Genomic DNA, 14569 nt, shown 5'->3' with positions numbered 1-14569 from the left:
GGTTGACCGCGCGCCTGTTCGGCGCCTGAACATTTGGAGAGCGTCCGGATGCCCCGTACCGCGCCCGCACCCGTGCCCGCGCACCGCACCGGAGGATCACGCGGCCCGCTTCCCCGCTGGTGGGCCGAGCTGTCGCTGATCGCCGTGGTGTACGCCGCGTACTCGGCGGGCCGGCTTCTGGCCCGGGGCGACACCGGGCTCGCCGTCGACCACGGACTGGCCATCCTCCGCATCGAGAAGGCGCTTTACCTCAATGCCGAGCATCCGCTGAACCGTCTCTTCACGGACTACGCGTCCCTCGGCGTGCCCGCCGACTTCGCGTATGCCTCGCTCCACTACCTCGTCACCCCGGCGATCCTCGTCTGGCTCTGGAAGCGCCGCGCCGCGCACTACCGAATAGCCCGCACCTGGCTGATGGCCTCGACCCTCATCGGCCTGATCGGCTTCACCCTGCTCCCGACGTGCCCGCCCCGGCTCCTGGCCGAGGGGCACGGCTTCGTGGACACCATGGCGCAGTACAGCTCGTACGGCTGGTGGGGCGGCGAGGCGAGCGCGCCGCGCGGGCTCGGCGGGCTCACCAACCAGTACGCGGCGATGCCGAGCCTCCATGTGGGGTGGGCCCTGTGGTGCGGGGTGATGCTCTGGCGCCACGGGCGGACCCCGCTCGCCAGGGCGGCCGGTATCGCCTATCCGCTGCTCACCACCATCGTGGTGATGGGCACGGCGAACCACTACTTCCTCGACGCCGTCGCCGGCGCGGCGGTCATGGGGATCGGATTCCTGCTGGCGCGGCCCCTGATGCGGTGGGCGGCCCGGCTCCGTCTCCTGATCCGCGGGAGCGCCCCCTCCCTCCCTGTCGACTCCACCGGCTCCTCCCGCACCCCCGCCGCCGTGCACCACACCACGACCGCAGGAACGGCCGCCGGAGCCGCCCCCGGAACGGCCACCGCACCGGCCTCCGAGGGGGCAACCGCCACCGTTGTCGGTGACGGATGCGAGACTTCGGCGGGTGAACGGATCCCTCGACAGCAAAGGCGCGGCGGCCGCCCCCAGGACACCGCCTCCGCCGTCGGCGCTGCCGCGGCAGGCACCGCCCCCGCCGACGACGGCACTCCGGCAGCGGCTCGCTGAGCTGCGCGGACCGACCGCGCCGCCGCACCCGCTGGACGCCCGTGCCCTCGCGGCGCTCGCCGCCAACCCCGGCTGCCGCCGCAGAGCACTGCTCGACGGCGCCGGGGTGGACAAGGCGGCGCTCGCCCACGCGCTCGGCGCACCCGCGCAGTTCGGCCAGTCCCAGTTCGCCTTCGTCCGGGGCAACGCGTTCGAGGCGCGGGTCCAGGCCGACGACGGCGCCGAGTTGATGCGCCTGCTCTGCGCCGGCCTCGGTGCCGGACAGGAAGCACCCCGCGAGGTGTCCGTACCCGACCTGTCGGCCGCGGGCCCCGAGGGCAGGACGGCCCGTACGCGCCTGGCGCTGGAGGAGGCGACCGCGGCGGGAAGCTGGTCGCTGCTGTTCCATCCGATGGTGGCGCTCGACGTGGCGGGCTCGCCCGCGTATCTGGAGCCGGACGCGGTCGCCGTGCACCCGGACGGCACGTGGACCGTGGTCGAGGTCAAGTCGTTCCCCGTGGTGGACGGTTCGGCCGACGCCGCCAAGGTGGGCGCCGCCGCACGGCAGGCCGCCGTCTACGTCCTGGCGCTGGAGGACCTGGCATCGGAGCTCGGGCTGACGGGACGCGGGGCGGACGGCGCAGGTCCCGTCCGGCACACCGCCCTGCTCGTCTGCCCCAAGGACTTCTCCAACCTGCCGACGGCCGAGCCGGTGGACGTCCGCAAGCAACGGGCCGTCACCCGGCGGCAGTTGGAGCGGCTCACCCGGATCGAGGAGATCGCCGCCGCGCTTCCCGACGGCACCACCTTCGATCTCCGTCTCGCGGACGACGCAAAGACGCCGACACGGCCGCGCGAGGAGCTGACCGCGGCGGTGGAGGCGGTCGGCGCGACGTACGCGCCGGACTGCCTGGCCGCCTGTGAGCTGGCGTTCCACTGCCGCGCCCGGGCGCGGCAGGCCGGCGCCGTGGAGGCGGTGGGCCGGTCGGCGCGCGGCGAACTCGGCGGTCTGACCACCGTGGAGGCGGTTCTCGCGGCGGCCTTCGGCGAAGAGGGCGACGACTGCGGGGAGTCCGGCGGCCACGACCCGGACGACCCCGCGGTCGCGGCCCTCCGCCGCGCCGCGGCCCTGCGGACGGAGGCGCTGTCCGCATGTCGCTGATCACGACGCTCGCCCGGCTGGAGGCCGTGCGGGACGGTCGCGCCCGCCCCAAGACGACCGTGCGGCACCGTCATCTCTCGGAACGGCCGCTGGTGTTCGTCCCCCTGACCACCGCGGGCGAGGCGGGCGCACCCCTGGGCGCCCTGGTCGGCACCGGGCGCGACGCTCCGCGCCTGCTCACCGTGGCGCAGCCGCGCGACCGCGACCTGCGGTTCGCGTTCCTCTCGGATCTGGCGGACGCCGTCCTGCCGTACCTGGAGTCGTACGCGGACGGCGTCGAGGCCGAGGAGCGGAAGGAGACCGACCCCGAGACGGGCAAAAGGGTGCCGGTCGAGGTCGAGTTGTGCACGGACGCGCCGCAGATCCTGGTCCCCAGCGCCGCGGGCCTGGAGTTCGTACGGCTGCTGGGCCGGTCGATGCGGTTCCGCCGCACCGTCGAGCAGGACCCGGACACCCCGTACCCGGCGCCCCCGCGCGTACCGCTGCTCGGCCGCTGGCTGACGCACTACGGCGAGCGGTCCCGCGTCCCCGGATCCTCGCTGCTGCTGTCGATGACCGGCGTGCTGTCCCGCCACTGGGCGACCGGGCAGAGCGATCTGGAGGACCAGCACCTGGGCGCGCTCCTGGCCTGGATCGCCCCGGAGGAGGGCGAGTCGGGCGCGGAGGCGGCGCTGCGCGCGGAGCTGGAGCGCGGCCCCGACGGGCTGTTGCGGTGCCCGCCCGCGGGACCGGCCACCGACCCCGTCTTCGACAACACCCGGCTCGCCCCGGCGACCGCCCGCTACGACGCGGCGCGCGCCTCGGACGCGCCGAAGGCGGTCGTCCGCGCCGAGGAGGAGATCGGCGAGCTGCTGCTCTCCCAACTGCGGCCCACGTGGGACGCCCTGTGGCGCGGCGTCGACCTGCTGCGGGCGCTCCCCGAGGGCACCCGTGTCGCCGACCGCTGGAAGCGGGACCGCTGGTCCTACACGGGCCACCGCGACCGCGTACGGGCCGGTGAACCGCCGCAGCCGAAGCGGGACGACGCCGTCACGGCCGCGCAGAAGCTGGCGGCGCGCGAGACGGCGCAGGCGCTGGTCGACGCCCAGGAGGCGCTGGACGACCCGCTGGTGATGGCGGGGCGGCGGATGGCGGGCGAGGCGTTCGCGGGCGAGGTGACCGACGTGGTGATGGCGTACAGCGAGACGAAGGTGCCCCGGCCGCGCCCGCTCGTCACGATCCGCACCGGCGACCGGCCGCATCTGGCCGAGTCGGTGAAGGTCCACCGCGCACTGGCGGACGGAAGGACCCAGACGGCGGAGTTCGTGGGGTACGAGCCGGACGGCGGGCTTGTGGTGCGCCTGACGGGCGGGATGGGGCGTGGCAAGGTCCCGGAGCCGGGTTCGGTCCCGGAGGCCGGGGACCAGGTGTGCTGGACAGTGTTCGAGCACGCGCCGCGCGGCGGCCCCGAGTTGCCCGATCCGGAGCGGACACCCTGGACGCACGGCGGCCCGCCCGGGTCCGCGACGGCCGACAGCCCGGACCCCGTCACCTCGGAGGACTACCTGTGACGAGCACGCCGCCCGTGCCGGTGCGGACCGCACCGGCGCGCGCCCACGCCCCCGCTCCTGCCCGCTCTACCGGTTTCGGGCTCGGTCCCGGTTTCGGGCGCGGGCTCGGTCCCGGTTTCGGTCCCGGTTTCGGTCTCGGGCTCGGGGAGGTGTGGCCGTGACCGGCGACCCCGGGGACCGCGGGTCCGCTCCGTTCGACCCGGGCGCCGCCGCGGCGCGCGCCACGGGCGAGATCCTCCACGACACGCTGCACGGCAAGGACCGCGGCGTGGTCGTCGACTCGCCGCCCGGTGCGGGAAAGTCGACACTCGTGGTGCGGGCGGCGCGTGAACTGGCCGCCGCAGGGCGCCCGTTGATGATCGTCGCGCAGACGAACGCCCAGGTGGACGATCTGGCCGACCGGCTGGCGACAGCCGACCCGGACCTCCCGGTGGGGCGGCTGCACAGCAGCGAACCGCACCCGTACGACCCGGTGCTCGACCAGCACCCCTCGGTCGTCACGTCCTCGAAGGCGGCGGAGCTGTCGGGGCTGGACGTCGTCATCTCCACCGCGGCCAAGTGGGCGCACACCAAAGGTGTCGAGCCCTGGCCGCACGCGATCGTCGACGAGGCGTACCAGATGCGGTCGGACGCGTTGCTCGCCGTGGCGAGCCTCTTCGACCGGGCCCTGTTCGTGGGCGACCCGGGTCAGCTCGACCCGTTCAGCGTGGTGGGCGCCGAGCAGTGGGCCGGGCTGTCGTACGACCCGTCGGCCAGCGCCGTGAGCACCCTGCTCGCCCACAACCCGGAACTGCCGCAGCACCGCCTGCCGGTCTCCTGGCGGCTGCCCGCCTCCGCCGCGCCGCTGGTCTCGGACGCGTTCTACCCGTACACGCCGTTCCGCAGCGGCACCGGCCATGGCGACCGGCGGCTGTCGTTCGGGGCCGCGCCGGACGGCTCGGCCGTGGACCGTGTCCTGGACGAGGCGGCCGAGTCCGGCTGGGGCCTGCTGGAACTGCCCGCCCGGCGCACCCCGCGCACGGACCCCGAGGCGGTACGGGCGGTGGCCACGGTAGTGCGGCGGCTGCTGGATCGCGGCGGCGCGGCCGTGAGCGAACGCGGCCCGGATCCCGTACCGCTGACCGCCGACCGGATCGCGGTCGGCACCGCGCATCGCGACCAAGCGGCGGCCGTACGGGCCGCACTCGCGGAGCTGGGAGTCGCGGGCGTCGCCGTGGACACGGCGAACCGGCTCCAGGGGCGGGAGTTCGACGTGACGGTCGTGCTGCATCCGCTCTCGGGGCGGCCGGACGCCACGGCCTTCCATCTGGAGACGGGGCGTCTGTGCGTCCTGGCCTCGCGCCACCGGCACGCCTGCATCGTGGTGTGCAGGGAGGGGGTGGGCGACCTGCTGGACGAGCATCCGTCGACGGAGCCCGTGCAGCTCGGGGTGACGGTGAAGTTCCCGGACGGCTGGGAGGCGAACCACGCGGTGCTCTCACATCTCGCCGAGCACCGCGTGCGATGGCGGGGACCGGGGCAAGGGTGAGGCGGGAAGGGGGTGCTCGCGACGGGACGGGGGTGATCCGGGGCCTCGCGCACGCGGGTTTGGGCCGGGGCGGGATCCAGGTCGGCACCGAGTCGGATCGTGGCCGGCGCCGGGGTCGATCCCCACAGGTCCCGGTGCCGGTGGCGGGTGGCGGCACCCGACCGGACGCCCTCATTCCGATGGGTACTTGCCAAGCGCGGGACAATGAAGGCGGACCCGGGCCCCCAGAGGGCCCGGTCGGAGCACAGCGTGGCAGCGAACGGAGCGATCGGCGTCCGGCCAGGCCGGGCGGGCGTCGGAGAACGTCGGAGGTAGGTCCATGGCGGAGCCGCGGCCGGCTCATGATCAGGCGGACGACCCGCAGCGACGGCTGCGGCCTGCGGCGCTGATCTTCGAACCCCCGGAGGCCCAGGAGGACGAGGAGCACTTCTTCGACCTGGAGTCGATGGAGGATCCAGGGGAGCTGCTGGCCAGGGCCACGGAGCTGGCGGTGGCGTTCCAGGAGGCCGCGGACCGCGCGACGGAGTTCCAGGCCATCGCGGCGGCCCAGCTCGCCGACCCCAAGCGGTTCGACCGGATCTCGCCCGCCACGATCGCCGAGCGCGCGGACTGGAGCGAGGACTACGCCCGCAGAATGATCGAGTTCGGCCGCGAGATGCTGAAGGGCGGCGACCCCGCCGCCGAATAGCGCGGCGGCACTCCCCCGTATCGCCTACGGGCCGTGGGTCCACGGCCCGCCTGGTGCGCCGGGGCCGTACGCGGAACCACATATGTACGTCCGGCCCGGTGTGCCCGCCCCCGGTGAGGCTGGGCACAGTACGCCACCCCGGCCTGTTGCGTCCGGTTTTCCGGTAAATCCGGATACGGGGCACGGCTCCCGCGTAGGTGTATATGCCATGAGCGATGGGCAGCGGGACCTCCAGAACCTCGACAGCCACCACCGTCTCGACATCTTCGCCGCGGTCCGCGGCGGGAGCGAGGGATGCGGCGGGCGCGGCGGGCGCGGCGGGCGCGGCGGGCGCGGCGGGGACGGAACCCACGGCGGGGGCTGGGGTCGCGGGGCCGACGAGGCCCACGGCGCGTGCGGCAGGACCGCCGGGCCCGGGGCCGAGCCGGACCGTACGGCGGCCCGGGTCACGGCCGCCGGCGCCGAGTGGCTCGCTTCGGCGAGTTCGTACCCCCGCAGCACGCTCGCCCTCTGGTCCGCCCGGCCCACCGCCCCCGTGGTGCTGCCCTGCGGCTCCGTCTTCGACGTGATCAACGTCCCAGCGGTCTTCGGGCGCCGCATGCTGAGCCGCCTGTGGGCCGACGGCCCTGGCTCGGGGCCGGTGGCGGCGCATCGCGGCCGGATGCTGATGTTCGCCGCCCCGGGCACCGCGCACCGGCTCCCCGCCCTGCTCGGCTGGGTCGGCGATCCGCCGACGAAGTCGGGGGGCGAGTGGGGAGAGGCGGTGCCGCCACTCCTGTGCCACGGGACCGGTGACGCGGTGACCGTGCCGCCGCTGAACCCGCCCTCCTCCGCCGAGACGGACAGCTCACGCTGGCTGGTCGCGCCGGACGTCCGGCACCCGTGGCTGCCGGGCACCGAGGTCCTGCTCTGGGCGTGCGTCCAGGCGGGGCGCAGCAGCGTCCTGGTGCCGGGCTGAGGCCTTGGAGACCGGAGTCGGTCGTGCTCGGAACGGGGCTCGGAGTCACCCGGAACCGGGCCCCGAGGCCGCCCGGAACGGGGCGGGCGGGACCGGCTCGTGCCCACGTCGGACCCCGTAAAGTATCGATTTTCGTTCCGCAGGATCCGGATGCTAATGTCTTCCCCGTCGGGCGCCGCTAGCTCAGTTGGTTAGAGCAGCTGACTCTTAATCAGCGGGTCCGGGGTTCGAGTCCCTGGCGGCGCACACGTACGGTTCGTGACCGTTGACCTGGGCTTTCTCCTCCGCGAGAGAGCCCTTCGTCATTTTTCCGGCGCTCCGCAGGCGTTCCGCCGCCTTTCCGGAGCCTCACGGCGGGGTGATCCGCACCGTCCAGCGGCCGGACTCGTCGGTACCCAGCACCTCCACCGCGACCCCGCTGGCGCTGTCGGTCAGCCGCTCCCCCTCGTTCAGGGGCGCATCGGCCAGCGGCGGATAGACGGAGGCGGCCGGGCAGGCCGAGGAGCCCGGATGCCCGTCGATGATCTCGACCGGTCCGCCGCCGGAGGCGATGGAGCTCCGCACCCGGTAGACGAGCACGCCCTCGGTGCAGGTCTCACTGTCGTTGCCGTGCGCCTGCCGGGCCTCCAACGCGATCGCGGTCGAGATGCCCGTACGGATCACCAGCATGCGCTTGCCGCCGCCGGCCGCTGCCCGGGCCGACGGGGCGGCGAGCGGCTCGAGGCTGTGCACCTGCGTACCACCGTGATCGACGCAGCCGATCTGGTCCCGGCTCAGCCAGCCCAGCTTCCACTTGTGCCAGCCGAAGGGCTCGGGCGCGAGTCCGAACTGGCTGCCCATGAGATCCCAGTCGCCGACGTAGGTGTCCCAGTCGCTCTTGCCGTCCTTGGGCCGGTGATAGAGGTCGGGCAGGTCGAAGACGTGCCCGGTCTCATGGGCGAGGACGTTCCGGTCCGGCGGGTGCTCCTCGAAGACGGTGACGACCCGCCGCACGTCGCTGCCGTCGGCCCGTAGCGGCTTGTCGAAGTTGACGACCTTGGTGGCGTCGGAGTCCACACCGGGCGCGTCAGGGTCCGCGACGAGGTAGACCACGTCGTAGCGGCTGAAGTCCACATGGGGATCGGCGGCGGCGACGGCGTCGCGCAGATAGGCGGAGCGCCGGGCCGGATCCCAGTCCCGCTTTATCCCGTACGAGCTCGACGACTGCGGCATTCGCACCCAGGAGCGCATCGGGTCCGCCTGCAGCCGGAACCGGCCGTAGGAGGCGCGCTCGAAGAAGCGGGAGGTGTCGGGGAAGTAGTCGGCGGCCAGTTCACCGGTACCGACCTGGGGCTCGGAGTCCGGGAAGGACAGGAAGACCATGACGGCGTCGAGACTCCGCACCGGGCGCGGGTAGGCGGCGTTCCAGGTGTCGTTGCCCTCGGAGTGGTGGTCGTCGGTGCGCTCCAGGGCGCAGGGTCCGGCGGGACTGACGGCGGAGGCCGGTCCCGCGACGAGGGACGTGGCGATGATCGCGGTGAGGGAGGTGAGTGCGGCGGTGAGGCTGCGCAATCGCGCCCGGTCCACTCGCCCGGGTGTCTGCGGACGCGGCACGTCGACCTCCCGGAACGGAAACGGGACACCTCATCCACCTTGCGGTGGTTTGTCCACCGGTGCCCTGTTCCGCTGGCCTGGTCGAGTGAGCCGCGCGAGCATGTTCATACATAACAGAAAGTCATCGCCTGTCCGAGGGGGGGCAGAGCCGCTCAGAAGGCGTGCAGAAACGATCGTCCCGTCGTCACCGGCGTACGGGCTCGCGGTCCCGTTACTGGAACGGCCGTTGCGCGAACCTCTATGATCGGCACATTTCCAGCGCGGATTCCTCCATGGGCGGCCGTTCGCCAACGGCCGGTCCACCTCTACGAATCTGTACGTGACGAGTGCACTGCGGGAGCGAGCGGTGAGCGAATCCCCCGACGGGCCGGGCCCCTTGCCCCGCCCCATCCCGCCGATGGTCACCGACCGTAGCCGGAGACGGCGGCGGCCGGCCGGGCCGGTCTCCACGGTGACCGGAAGCGGAGCCGCTCCCGGGGCGGGATCGGCGATCGGTCCCGACACCGGACCGGGGATCGCGCCCGGTGCCGGGATCGCGCCCGGAGGTGGGCCAGGGACCGGTCCAGGTACCGGGCCGGGGATCGTTCCGGGGGCCGCTTCCGCGGCGGCGAGGGCCGCCGGAGCCACCGGCGTCGGGGCAGGCTTCATGACGGGCATCGCCCAGGGGACCGGCGGCGGAGCGGCAGGCACCGCCGGCACCTCCCGTACGACGGGAACCGTGGCCGGATTCCTCGCCGGGCTCCCCCATGGGACGGGCATCGGGACCGGCGCCGCGCCCGGCGTTCCCCCTGGCGCCGATGCCGGATTCGCCCACGGGAGCGGCATCGCCCGGAGCTACGGCACGGGGACGATGGCCGGCGCCGCGGCCAACCCCGGAAGAGGCGCGGTCGTGGGGACGGGGACGGTCGGGGCCCGCCGCGGCGGCGCGATCCACGGACCCGGTTCACGTGACCCCCGGGTCCAGGACGTCCAGGCGGCCTTCAACGCCGCCCGCATCGCCATGGCCGTCGTCGGCCGCGACGGCCGGGTGATCACCGCGAACCGCGCGCTCGGCACCCTGCTCGGCACCGACCCCGCCCGTCTCGCCGACGAGGCCGCCGCGGATCTGGTCGACCTCGGCCACGACGCCCGCCTCTGGGCCGCGTACGGCGAAGTCCTGCGCGGTGGCGGCGAACCGCTGCGCTGCACCCGGCCTCTCAAGGGACCGGACGGCCAGTCCCTGTGGACCGAGGTCACGCTCAGCTCGCTGCCCGACCGCGGCAACGCCCTGCTGTCGGTGGCCGACATCACCGACCGGCGCGATCTCCAGGCCAGGCTGCGCCATTTGCAGATGCACGACCCGGTGACCCGGCTGCCCAACCGGGCCCTCTTCTTCGAGCGGCTGGCGGCGGCCCTGGGCCCCGACGCGTACGCGCGCGGCGGGACCGGCCGGATCGGGCTCTGCTATCTCGACCTCGACGGCTTCAAGGCGATCAACGACACCCTGGGACACCGCGTCGGCGACGAGCTGCTGCGGGCCGTGGCGCAACGGCTCGTGCACTGCGCGGACCAGGCCGGTTACGGCAGGCGCGGCGGCCACCTGGTGGCCCGGCTCGGCGGCGACGAGTTCGCGATCCTCGTCGAGGACTCCACCGGCACGGAACAGGTGTCGGCCCTCGCCGGCTCCGTCCTGGCGGCGCTGCAGCAGCCGTTCGACCTGGCCGGACAGCGGCTCTCGCTCTCGGCCAGCATCGGCGTGGTGGAACGGGTCGTCGCCGGGACGAGCGCGACCGCACTGATGCAGGCCGCGGACACCACGCTGTACTGGGCGAAGTCCGACGGGAAGGCCCGCTGGACGCTCTTCGACCCCGAGCGCAACGCCCACATGATCACCCGCCAGGCCCTGTCCAGCATGCTGCGGCCGGCCGTGGAGCGCGGGGAGTTCACACTCGAGTACCAGCCGCTCGTCGGGCTCGGCGACGGTGCCGTGCGGGGCGTCGAAGCGCTCGTACGGTGGCGGCATCCGCAGTTCGGCATGCTGGCGCCGAATCGGTTCATCGGACTGGCGGAGGAGGACGGCTCGATCGTCGAACTCGGCCGCTGGGTGCTGGAGACCGCCTGCCGTCAGGCGCGGCGCTGGCAGGTCGAGCACCCGGAGGCACCGCCGGTCTTCGTCAGCGTCAACGTGGCCGTACGGCAGGTGTGGGACTCCGACCTCGTCGCGGACGTCGCCAGGATCCTGGAGGAGACGGGGCTGCCGCCCGAGCTGCTCCAGCTCGAACTGACCGAGTCGGCGGTGATGGGCTCCGCGGGACGTCCGCTGCAAGCCCTGCAGGCGCTCAGCGAGATGGGCGTCTCGATCGCCATCGACGACTTCGGGACCGGCTACTCCAACCTCGCCTACCTCAGCCGGCTTCCGGTGTCCGTCCTGAAACTCGACGGCTCGTTCGTCCGCGGCTTCCAGGACGAGGAACACCCCAACCCGGCGGACGAGACGATCGTCGAAGCGATGGTGCATCTCGCGCACCGGCTCGGTCTGACCGTCATCGCGGAGTGCGTGGAGAGCGCCGACCAGGCCGAGCGTCTACGGCGGATCGGCTGCGACACCGGCCAGGGCTGGTTCTACTCCCGGCCGGTGCCGCCGGACCACATCCCGACGCTGCTCGGCGGGACATGAGACCGGACGAGCGCCACCGGAACGTCAGCCCGCGGCCGAGTCCGTCAACCCGTAGGCCCCGGCTATCAGCTCGTACGAGCGGAGACGCGCGGCCGGGGTGTGAGCGTTCGTGGTGATCATGAGTTCGTCGGCGCCGGTGCGCTTGGCCAGCGCGTCCAGGCCGTCGCGCACCTCCTCCGCCGTGCCATGGACGACGTTCGCCAGCCAGCTGTCGGCGAACTCCCGCTCCAGCGGGCTCCATTCATAGGTCTCGGCCTCCTCCGGCGAGGGGATCAGCCCCGGCCGCCCGGTCCGCAGCCGCACCATCGACAGCGCGCCCGTCAGCGACTGACGTCGCGCCTCCTTCTCGTCCTCCGCCGCGAGAGCCGAGACACCGATGAGCGCGTACGGCTCGCTCAGCACCTCCGAGGGCCGGAACGCCTCGCGGTAGAGGTCGAGGGCCGGGAGCGTGTTGGCCGCGGAGAAGTGGTGGGCGAAGGCGAAGGGAAGACCGAGCGTTCCGGCGAGCTGTGCGCTGAAGCCGCTCGACCCCAGCAGCCACACCGGCGGCCGCGCGGGCGACTGCACGCCGCCGGGAGCCGTCGCCTGAACAGGGCCCGGCACAGCGTGGATCCGGCGGTACGGGTGGCCGTCCGGGAAGTCGTCGTCCAAGAACCGGATCAACTCGGCGAGCTGCTGCGGGAACTCATCGGCTTCCTCGCCCCACGCCTCTCCGGCCTTCGCACCGCGCCGGTCGGCACGGCGCAGCGCCGCCGCCGTGGCCCCGTCCGTGCCGGGGGCCCGGCCCAGGCCGAGGTCGATCCGGCCGGGTGCCATGGCTTCGAGCGTCCCGAACTGCTCGGCGATCACCAGCGGAGCGTGGTTGGGCAGCATGACTCCGCCGGAGCCGAGACGGATGCGCTCGGTGTGGGCGGCGAGGTGGGCCAGGATCACGGCCGGGGACGAGCTCGCGACACCGGGCATGGAGTGGTGCTCGGCGACCCAGAAACGGTGGAAGCCGAACCGCTCCGCGGTCCGGGCCAGCTCGACACTGGTCCGCAGGGCGTCGGTCGCGGTCAGACCCGTGCCGACGGTGGCGAGGTCGAGTACGGACAGCGGAACCGGAGCGGCTCCGGGTGCCGTGCCTCGGATCGTTTCGTGCGGTGTGGCCATGCGGCCCGCCCTCTCTGGTCGGTCTGCTTGCACTCAACGACAACCGGAGAGCGACTCCGGTTCATTCCCGAGAATCGTGTCCTATCGGCCGCGCCGGTCGCTTTGCGGCTCCTCCATCTGTCCGCACCGCGTTCTCCGCCGGCACCGGGTGCGTCTCAGTCAGCGTTCGCCCCGGCGACCCCAACGCGTCGACGGCCTGCGCCCCCCCTGCTTCGCCGAGGCCGGCTCCGGCCGCCTTCCGCTCCGCCGCCTCCGCCAACACCGGCCAGAGGTCCGCCCCGGGTCGAGTCCGCCCCCGTCCCTGGTCCACCGAGGCCGGGCTCGGCCCGGCTCAGGCTCCGGCTGGGCTTCGGGCCCGGGCGCGGCCGGTGCCGATCCCGGTCCGGGTCCAGGTCCAGCCCGGTCCGGGGTCGACCCCCGGCTCCGGGCCCGGCGCTCCCCTATCTCCGCCACGGTCCGGGTCCGGGTCCGGGTCCGGGTCCGGGTCCGGGTCCGGGTCCGGGTCCGGGTCCGGGTCCGGGTCCGGGTCCGGGTCCGGGTCCGGGTCCGGGTCCGTCAGAGCATGACCACCGTCGAGCTCGCTCCTCCGGCGCGAGAGACCGACCCGGCGCGACCGGCTCGCCTGCCCGCCGACGGGTGGTGCGCGGGACAACTCCGGCGTGGTCGAGCCCGCACGCGACGGGCACCTCGCCGCGTTCCGGTCGTTCCGGTCGTTCCGGCCAGAGCCTTGACCTTCGCGTTCGCCACGGCTGGGCCCCGCCGATCCTGCTCGGCATGGTGGCACCGCCGAGGCAGCAGCCCGGCGCGCGGCCGCACGCCCGCCACTGCCCCACACTGCCCGGCAACGCCACGCCCAGTCCGGTGCCAGCCCGGCGCGGCCCGCCCCGCGACGTTCCTCGACCCCGGCCGTTCCGTCGCCGTCGCGCCGGCCCTATCCAGCGGTCGCGTCCGACCCGGCAGGGGCGGTCCTGACGATCAGCCCTTGGTGTAGAGCGTGCCGAGGTCGGGACGGGAGACCGTGCGGTTCAGGAGGCGGAGTCCCTCCCAGGTCGTGACCTGGTTGGCGGTCAGCACCGGCTTGCAGAGCTCTGCCTCGAGGTCGACCAGATAGGCAGCCGTGTGCAGGGCGGTGTCCGGCAGGAGGACGACCTGGGCGTCCGGGTGGTCACCCGCGCGGGCCAGCTCCAGCACCTCGTCCCGTCCCCAGGTGCCGACCTCGGCCGCGGTGATGATCCCGCTGCCGCGGATCGCGACGACCTCCGCACCGGCCGCCTTGAGGAAGGCCATGAAGTGCTCGGCAACGTCCTCCGGGTAGGTCGCGGCGATCGCGACCCGTTCCGCTCCCAGCGCCTGGATGGCGTGGGCGAAGGCGAAGGACGTGCTGGAGGCGGGAAGAGCGGCTGTCTCTGAGAGCTCCCGCACCTGCTCCCGCGCGCCCTCCCAGCCGAAGACGAAGCTCGCGCTGGTGCACGCCCAGACCACGGCCTGCGCCCCGCGCGACTTCAGCTCCTCGACCCCCGCCGCGAGCCGGGACGCCGAGCCCATCTCGAGCAGCGCGTCCACCCGGTGGGCGTCCTCGCCGATGTCGGTGTGGACGAGAGGCAGCCGGACATCCGCGGCCAGCATCTCTTCGATGCGCGGATAGTCGTCCTCTGCCGAATATCCGGGGTACAGGAAGCCCACCGCGGGTCCTGTCGTCGCCTGCGTCATCTCCACCTCCGCGTCATGTGTCTCTGCAATTCATGTCCGGCTCTGCGATGCATGCCCGGGTCCGTCTCGGCGCCCGCCGCGTCGCGCCACCCAACTGCTTTCAATACACCGGCCGAGGCCACGAGGTTCCACCGTGCGGCCTCCCCTGTACGAGTGAACCGCATCGTGTCCAGCCGGCCCCTGGCATCGTGTCCAGCCGGCCCCGGCCACACAGCCCGGCTCCAGCCGCGCCCCGGCTCGGCCCGCGCCGCCCGGATCCACCGCCTCGCCGTCAGCCCGACGTCCGTACACCTCCCGGGCCCGCGCGCTCAGCGACCTGCTTCAAGCGCGCTCAAGACAGCACCGTGCCGGGCCGCTCCCGAGCGCCGAAGCGCCTCCGCGAGCAGCCCGGCCGTCGGCTCGTCGGCGCGCGAGCCCGGCGACCGGGCCGGCCGAGCGACCGGGCGGGCAAGCGACCGTGGC

Annotated in this window: 10 protein-coding genes and 1 tRNA gene; 8 read left to right on the top strand and 3 right to left on the bottom strand. The window is 73.8% G+C overall.

The window, feature by feature from the left end:
* The first annotated feature begins 48 nt into the window (after window positions 1-48).
* From ABZ822_RS09275 to ABZ822_RS09245, 7 genes are all read left to right on the top strand, one after another.
* On the top strand, window positions 49-1131 hold the full coding sequence (locus tag ABZ822_RS09275) for a phosphatase PAP2 family protein (protein WP_360849379.1): 1083 nt from the start codon (window positions 49-51) through the stop codon (window positions 1129-1131).
* Window positions 1076-2272 (top strand): hypothetical protein, encoded by a 1197-nt coding sequence (locus ABZ822_RS09270; RefSeq protein WP_360850443.1) that lies wholly within the window; start codon window positions 1076-1078, stop codon window positions 2270-2272. The genes ABZ822_RS09275 and ABZ822_RS09270 overlap by 56 nt, the downstream gene beginning before the upstream one ends.
* The gene (locus ABZ822_RS09265; protein ID WP_360849376.1) at window positions 2263-3822 is read left to right on the top strand and encodes a hypothetical protein; all 1560 of its coding nucleotides are present in this window, start codon (window positions 2263-2265) and stop codon (window positions 3820-3822) included. The genes ABZ822_RS09270 and ABZ822_RS09265 overlap by 10 nt, the downstream gene beginning before the upstream one ends.
* A 157-nt stretch (window positions 3823-3979) precedes the next feature.
* Window positions 3980-5350 (top strand): AAA domain-containing protein, encoded by a 1371-nt coding sequence (locus tag ABZ822_RS09260; protein ID WP_360849373.1) that lies wholly within the window; start codon window positions 3980-3982, stop codon window positions 5348-5350.
* A gap of 319 nt (window positions 5351-5669) precedes the next feature.
* Complete coding sequence (locus ABZ822_RS09255; RefSeq protein ID WP_360849370.1) at window positions 5670-6038, top strand: hypothetical protein; 369 nt, start codon at window positions 5670-5672, stop codon at window positions 6036-6038.
* A 262-nt stretch (window positions 6039-6300) separates the two neighbouring features.
* Window positions 6301-6996, top strand: a complete 696-nt coding sequence (locus ABZ822_RS09250) for a bifunctional DNA primase/polymerase (RefSeq protein WP_360850439.1) — start codon at window positions 6301-6303, stop codon at window positions 6994-6996.
* 172 nt (window positions 6997-7168) lie between these two features.
* A tRNA-Lys gene (locus ABZ822_RS09245) sits at window positions 7169-7242 on the top strand.
* Window positions 7243-7344: 102 nt separating this feature from the next.
* Here ABZ822_RS09245 and ABZ822_RS09240 read toward each other — a convergent pair.
* Window positions 7345-8562: a M6 family metalloprotease domain-containing protein gene (locus ABZ822_RS09240; protein ID WP_360849367.1), complete on the bottom strand. Its 1218-nt coding sequence runs from the start codon at window positions 8560-8562 to the stop codon at window positions 7345-7347.
* A 673-nt stretch (window positions 8563-9235) separates the two neighbouring features.
* Here ABZ822_RS09240 and ABZ822_RS09235 point away from each other — a divergent pair.
* On the top strand, window positions 9236-11245 hold the full coding sequence (locus tag ABZ822_RS09235) for an EAL domain-containing protein (RefSeq protein WP_360849364.1): 2010 nt from the start codon (window positions 9236-9238) through the stop codon (window positions 11243-11245).
* Window positions 11246-11269: 24 nt separating this feature from the next.
* Here the strand turns inward: ABZ822_RS09235 and ABZ822_RS09230 are convergent, their stop codons facing one another.
* Complete coding sequence (locus tag ABZ822_RS09230) at window positions 11270-12397, bottom strand: LLM class flavin-dependent oxidoreductase (protein WP_360849361.1); 1128 nt, start codon at window positions 12395-12397, stop codon at window positions 11270-11272.
* A gap of 975 nt (window positions 12398-13372) precedes the next feature.
* The gene (locus tag ABZ822_RS09225) at window positions 13373-14107 is read right to left on the bottom strand and encodes a decarboxylase (protein WP_360849358.1); all 735 of its coding nucleotides are present in this window, start codon (window positions 14105-14107) and stop codon (window positions 13373-13375) included.
* Window positions 14108-14569: the final 462 nt, after the last annotated feature.

The sequence above is a fragment of the Streptomyces sp. NPDC047108 genome, from assembly GCF_040643575.1.
Lineage (GTDB): Bacteria > Actinomycetota > Actinomycetes > Streptomycetales > Streptomycetaceae > Streptomyces.
This window is presented reverse-complemented; position numbering and strand designations above follow the sequence as displayed.

Bases quoted from the DNA above. Each gene is read 5' to 3' on its own strand.
- ABZ822_RS09235 (WP_360849364.1), top strand. From the start codon at position 9,236: ATGACGGGCATCGCCCAGGGGACCGGCGGCGGAGCGGCAGGCACCGCC.
- ABZ822_RS09225 (WP_360849358.1), bottom strand. From the start codon at position 14,107: ATGACGCAGGCGACGACAGGACCCGCGGTGGGCTTCCTGTACCCCGGA.
- ABZ822_RS09255 (WP_360849370.1), top strand. From the start codon at position 5,670: ATGGCGGAGCCGCGGCCGGCTCATGATCAGGCGGACGACCCGCAGCGA.
- ABZ822_RS09230 (WP_360849361.1), bottom strand. From the start codon at position 12,397: ATGGCCACACCGCACGAAACGATCCGAGGCACGGCACCCGGAGCCGCT.
- ABZ822_RS09265 (WP_360849376.1), top strand. From the start codon at position 2,263: ATGTCGCTGATCACGACGCTCGCCCGGCTGGAGGCCGTGCGGGACGGT.
- ABZ822_RS09275 (WP_360849379.1), top strand. From the start codon at position 49: ATGCCCCGTACCGCGCCCGCACCCGTGCCCGCGCACCGCACCGGAGGA.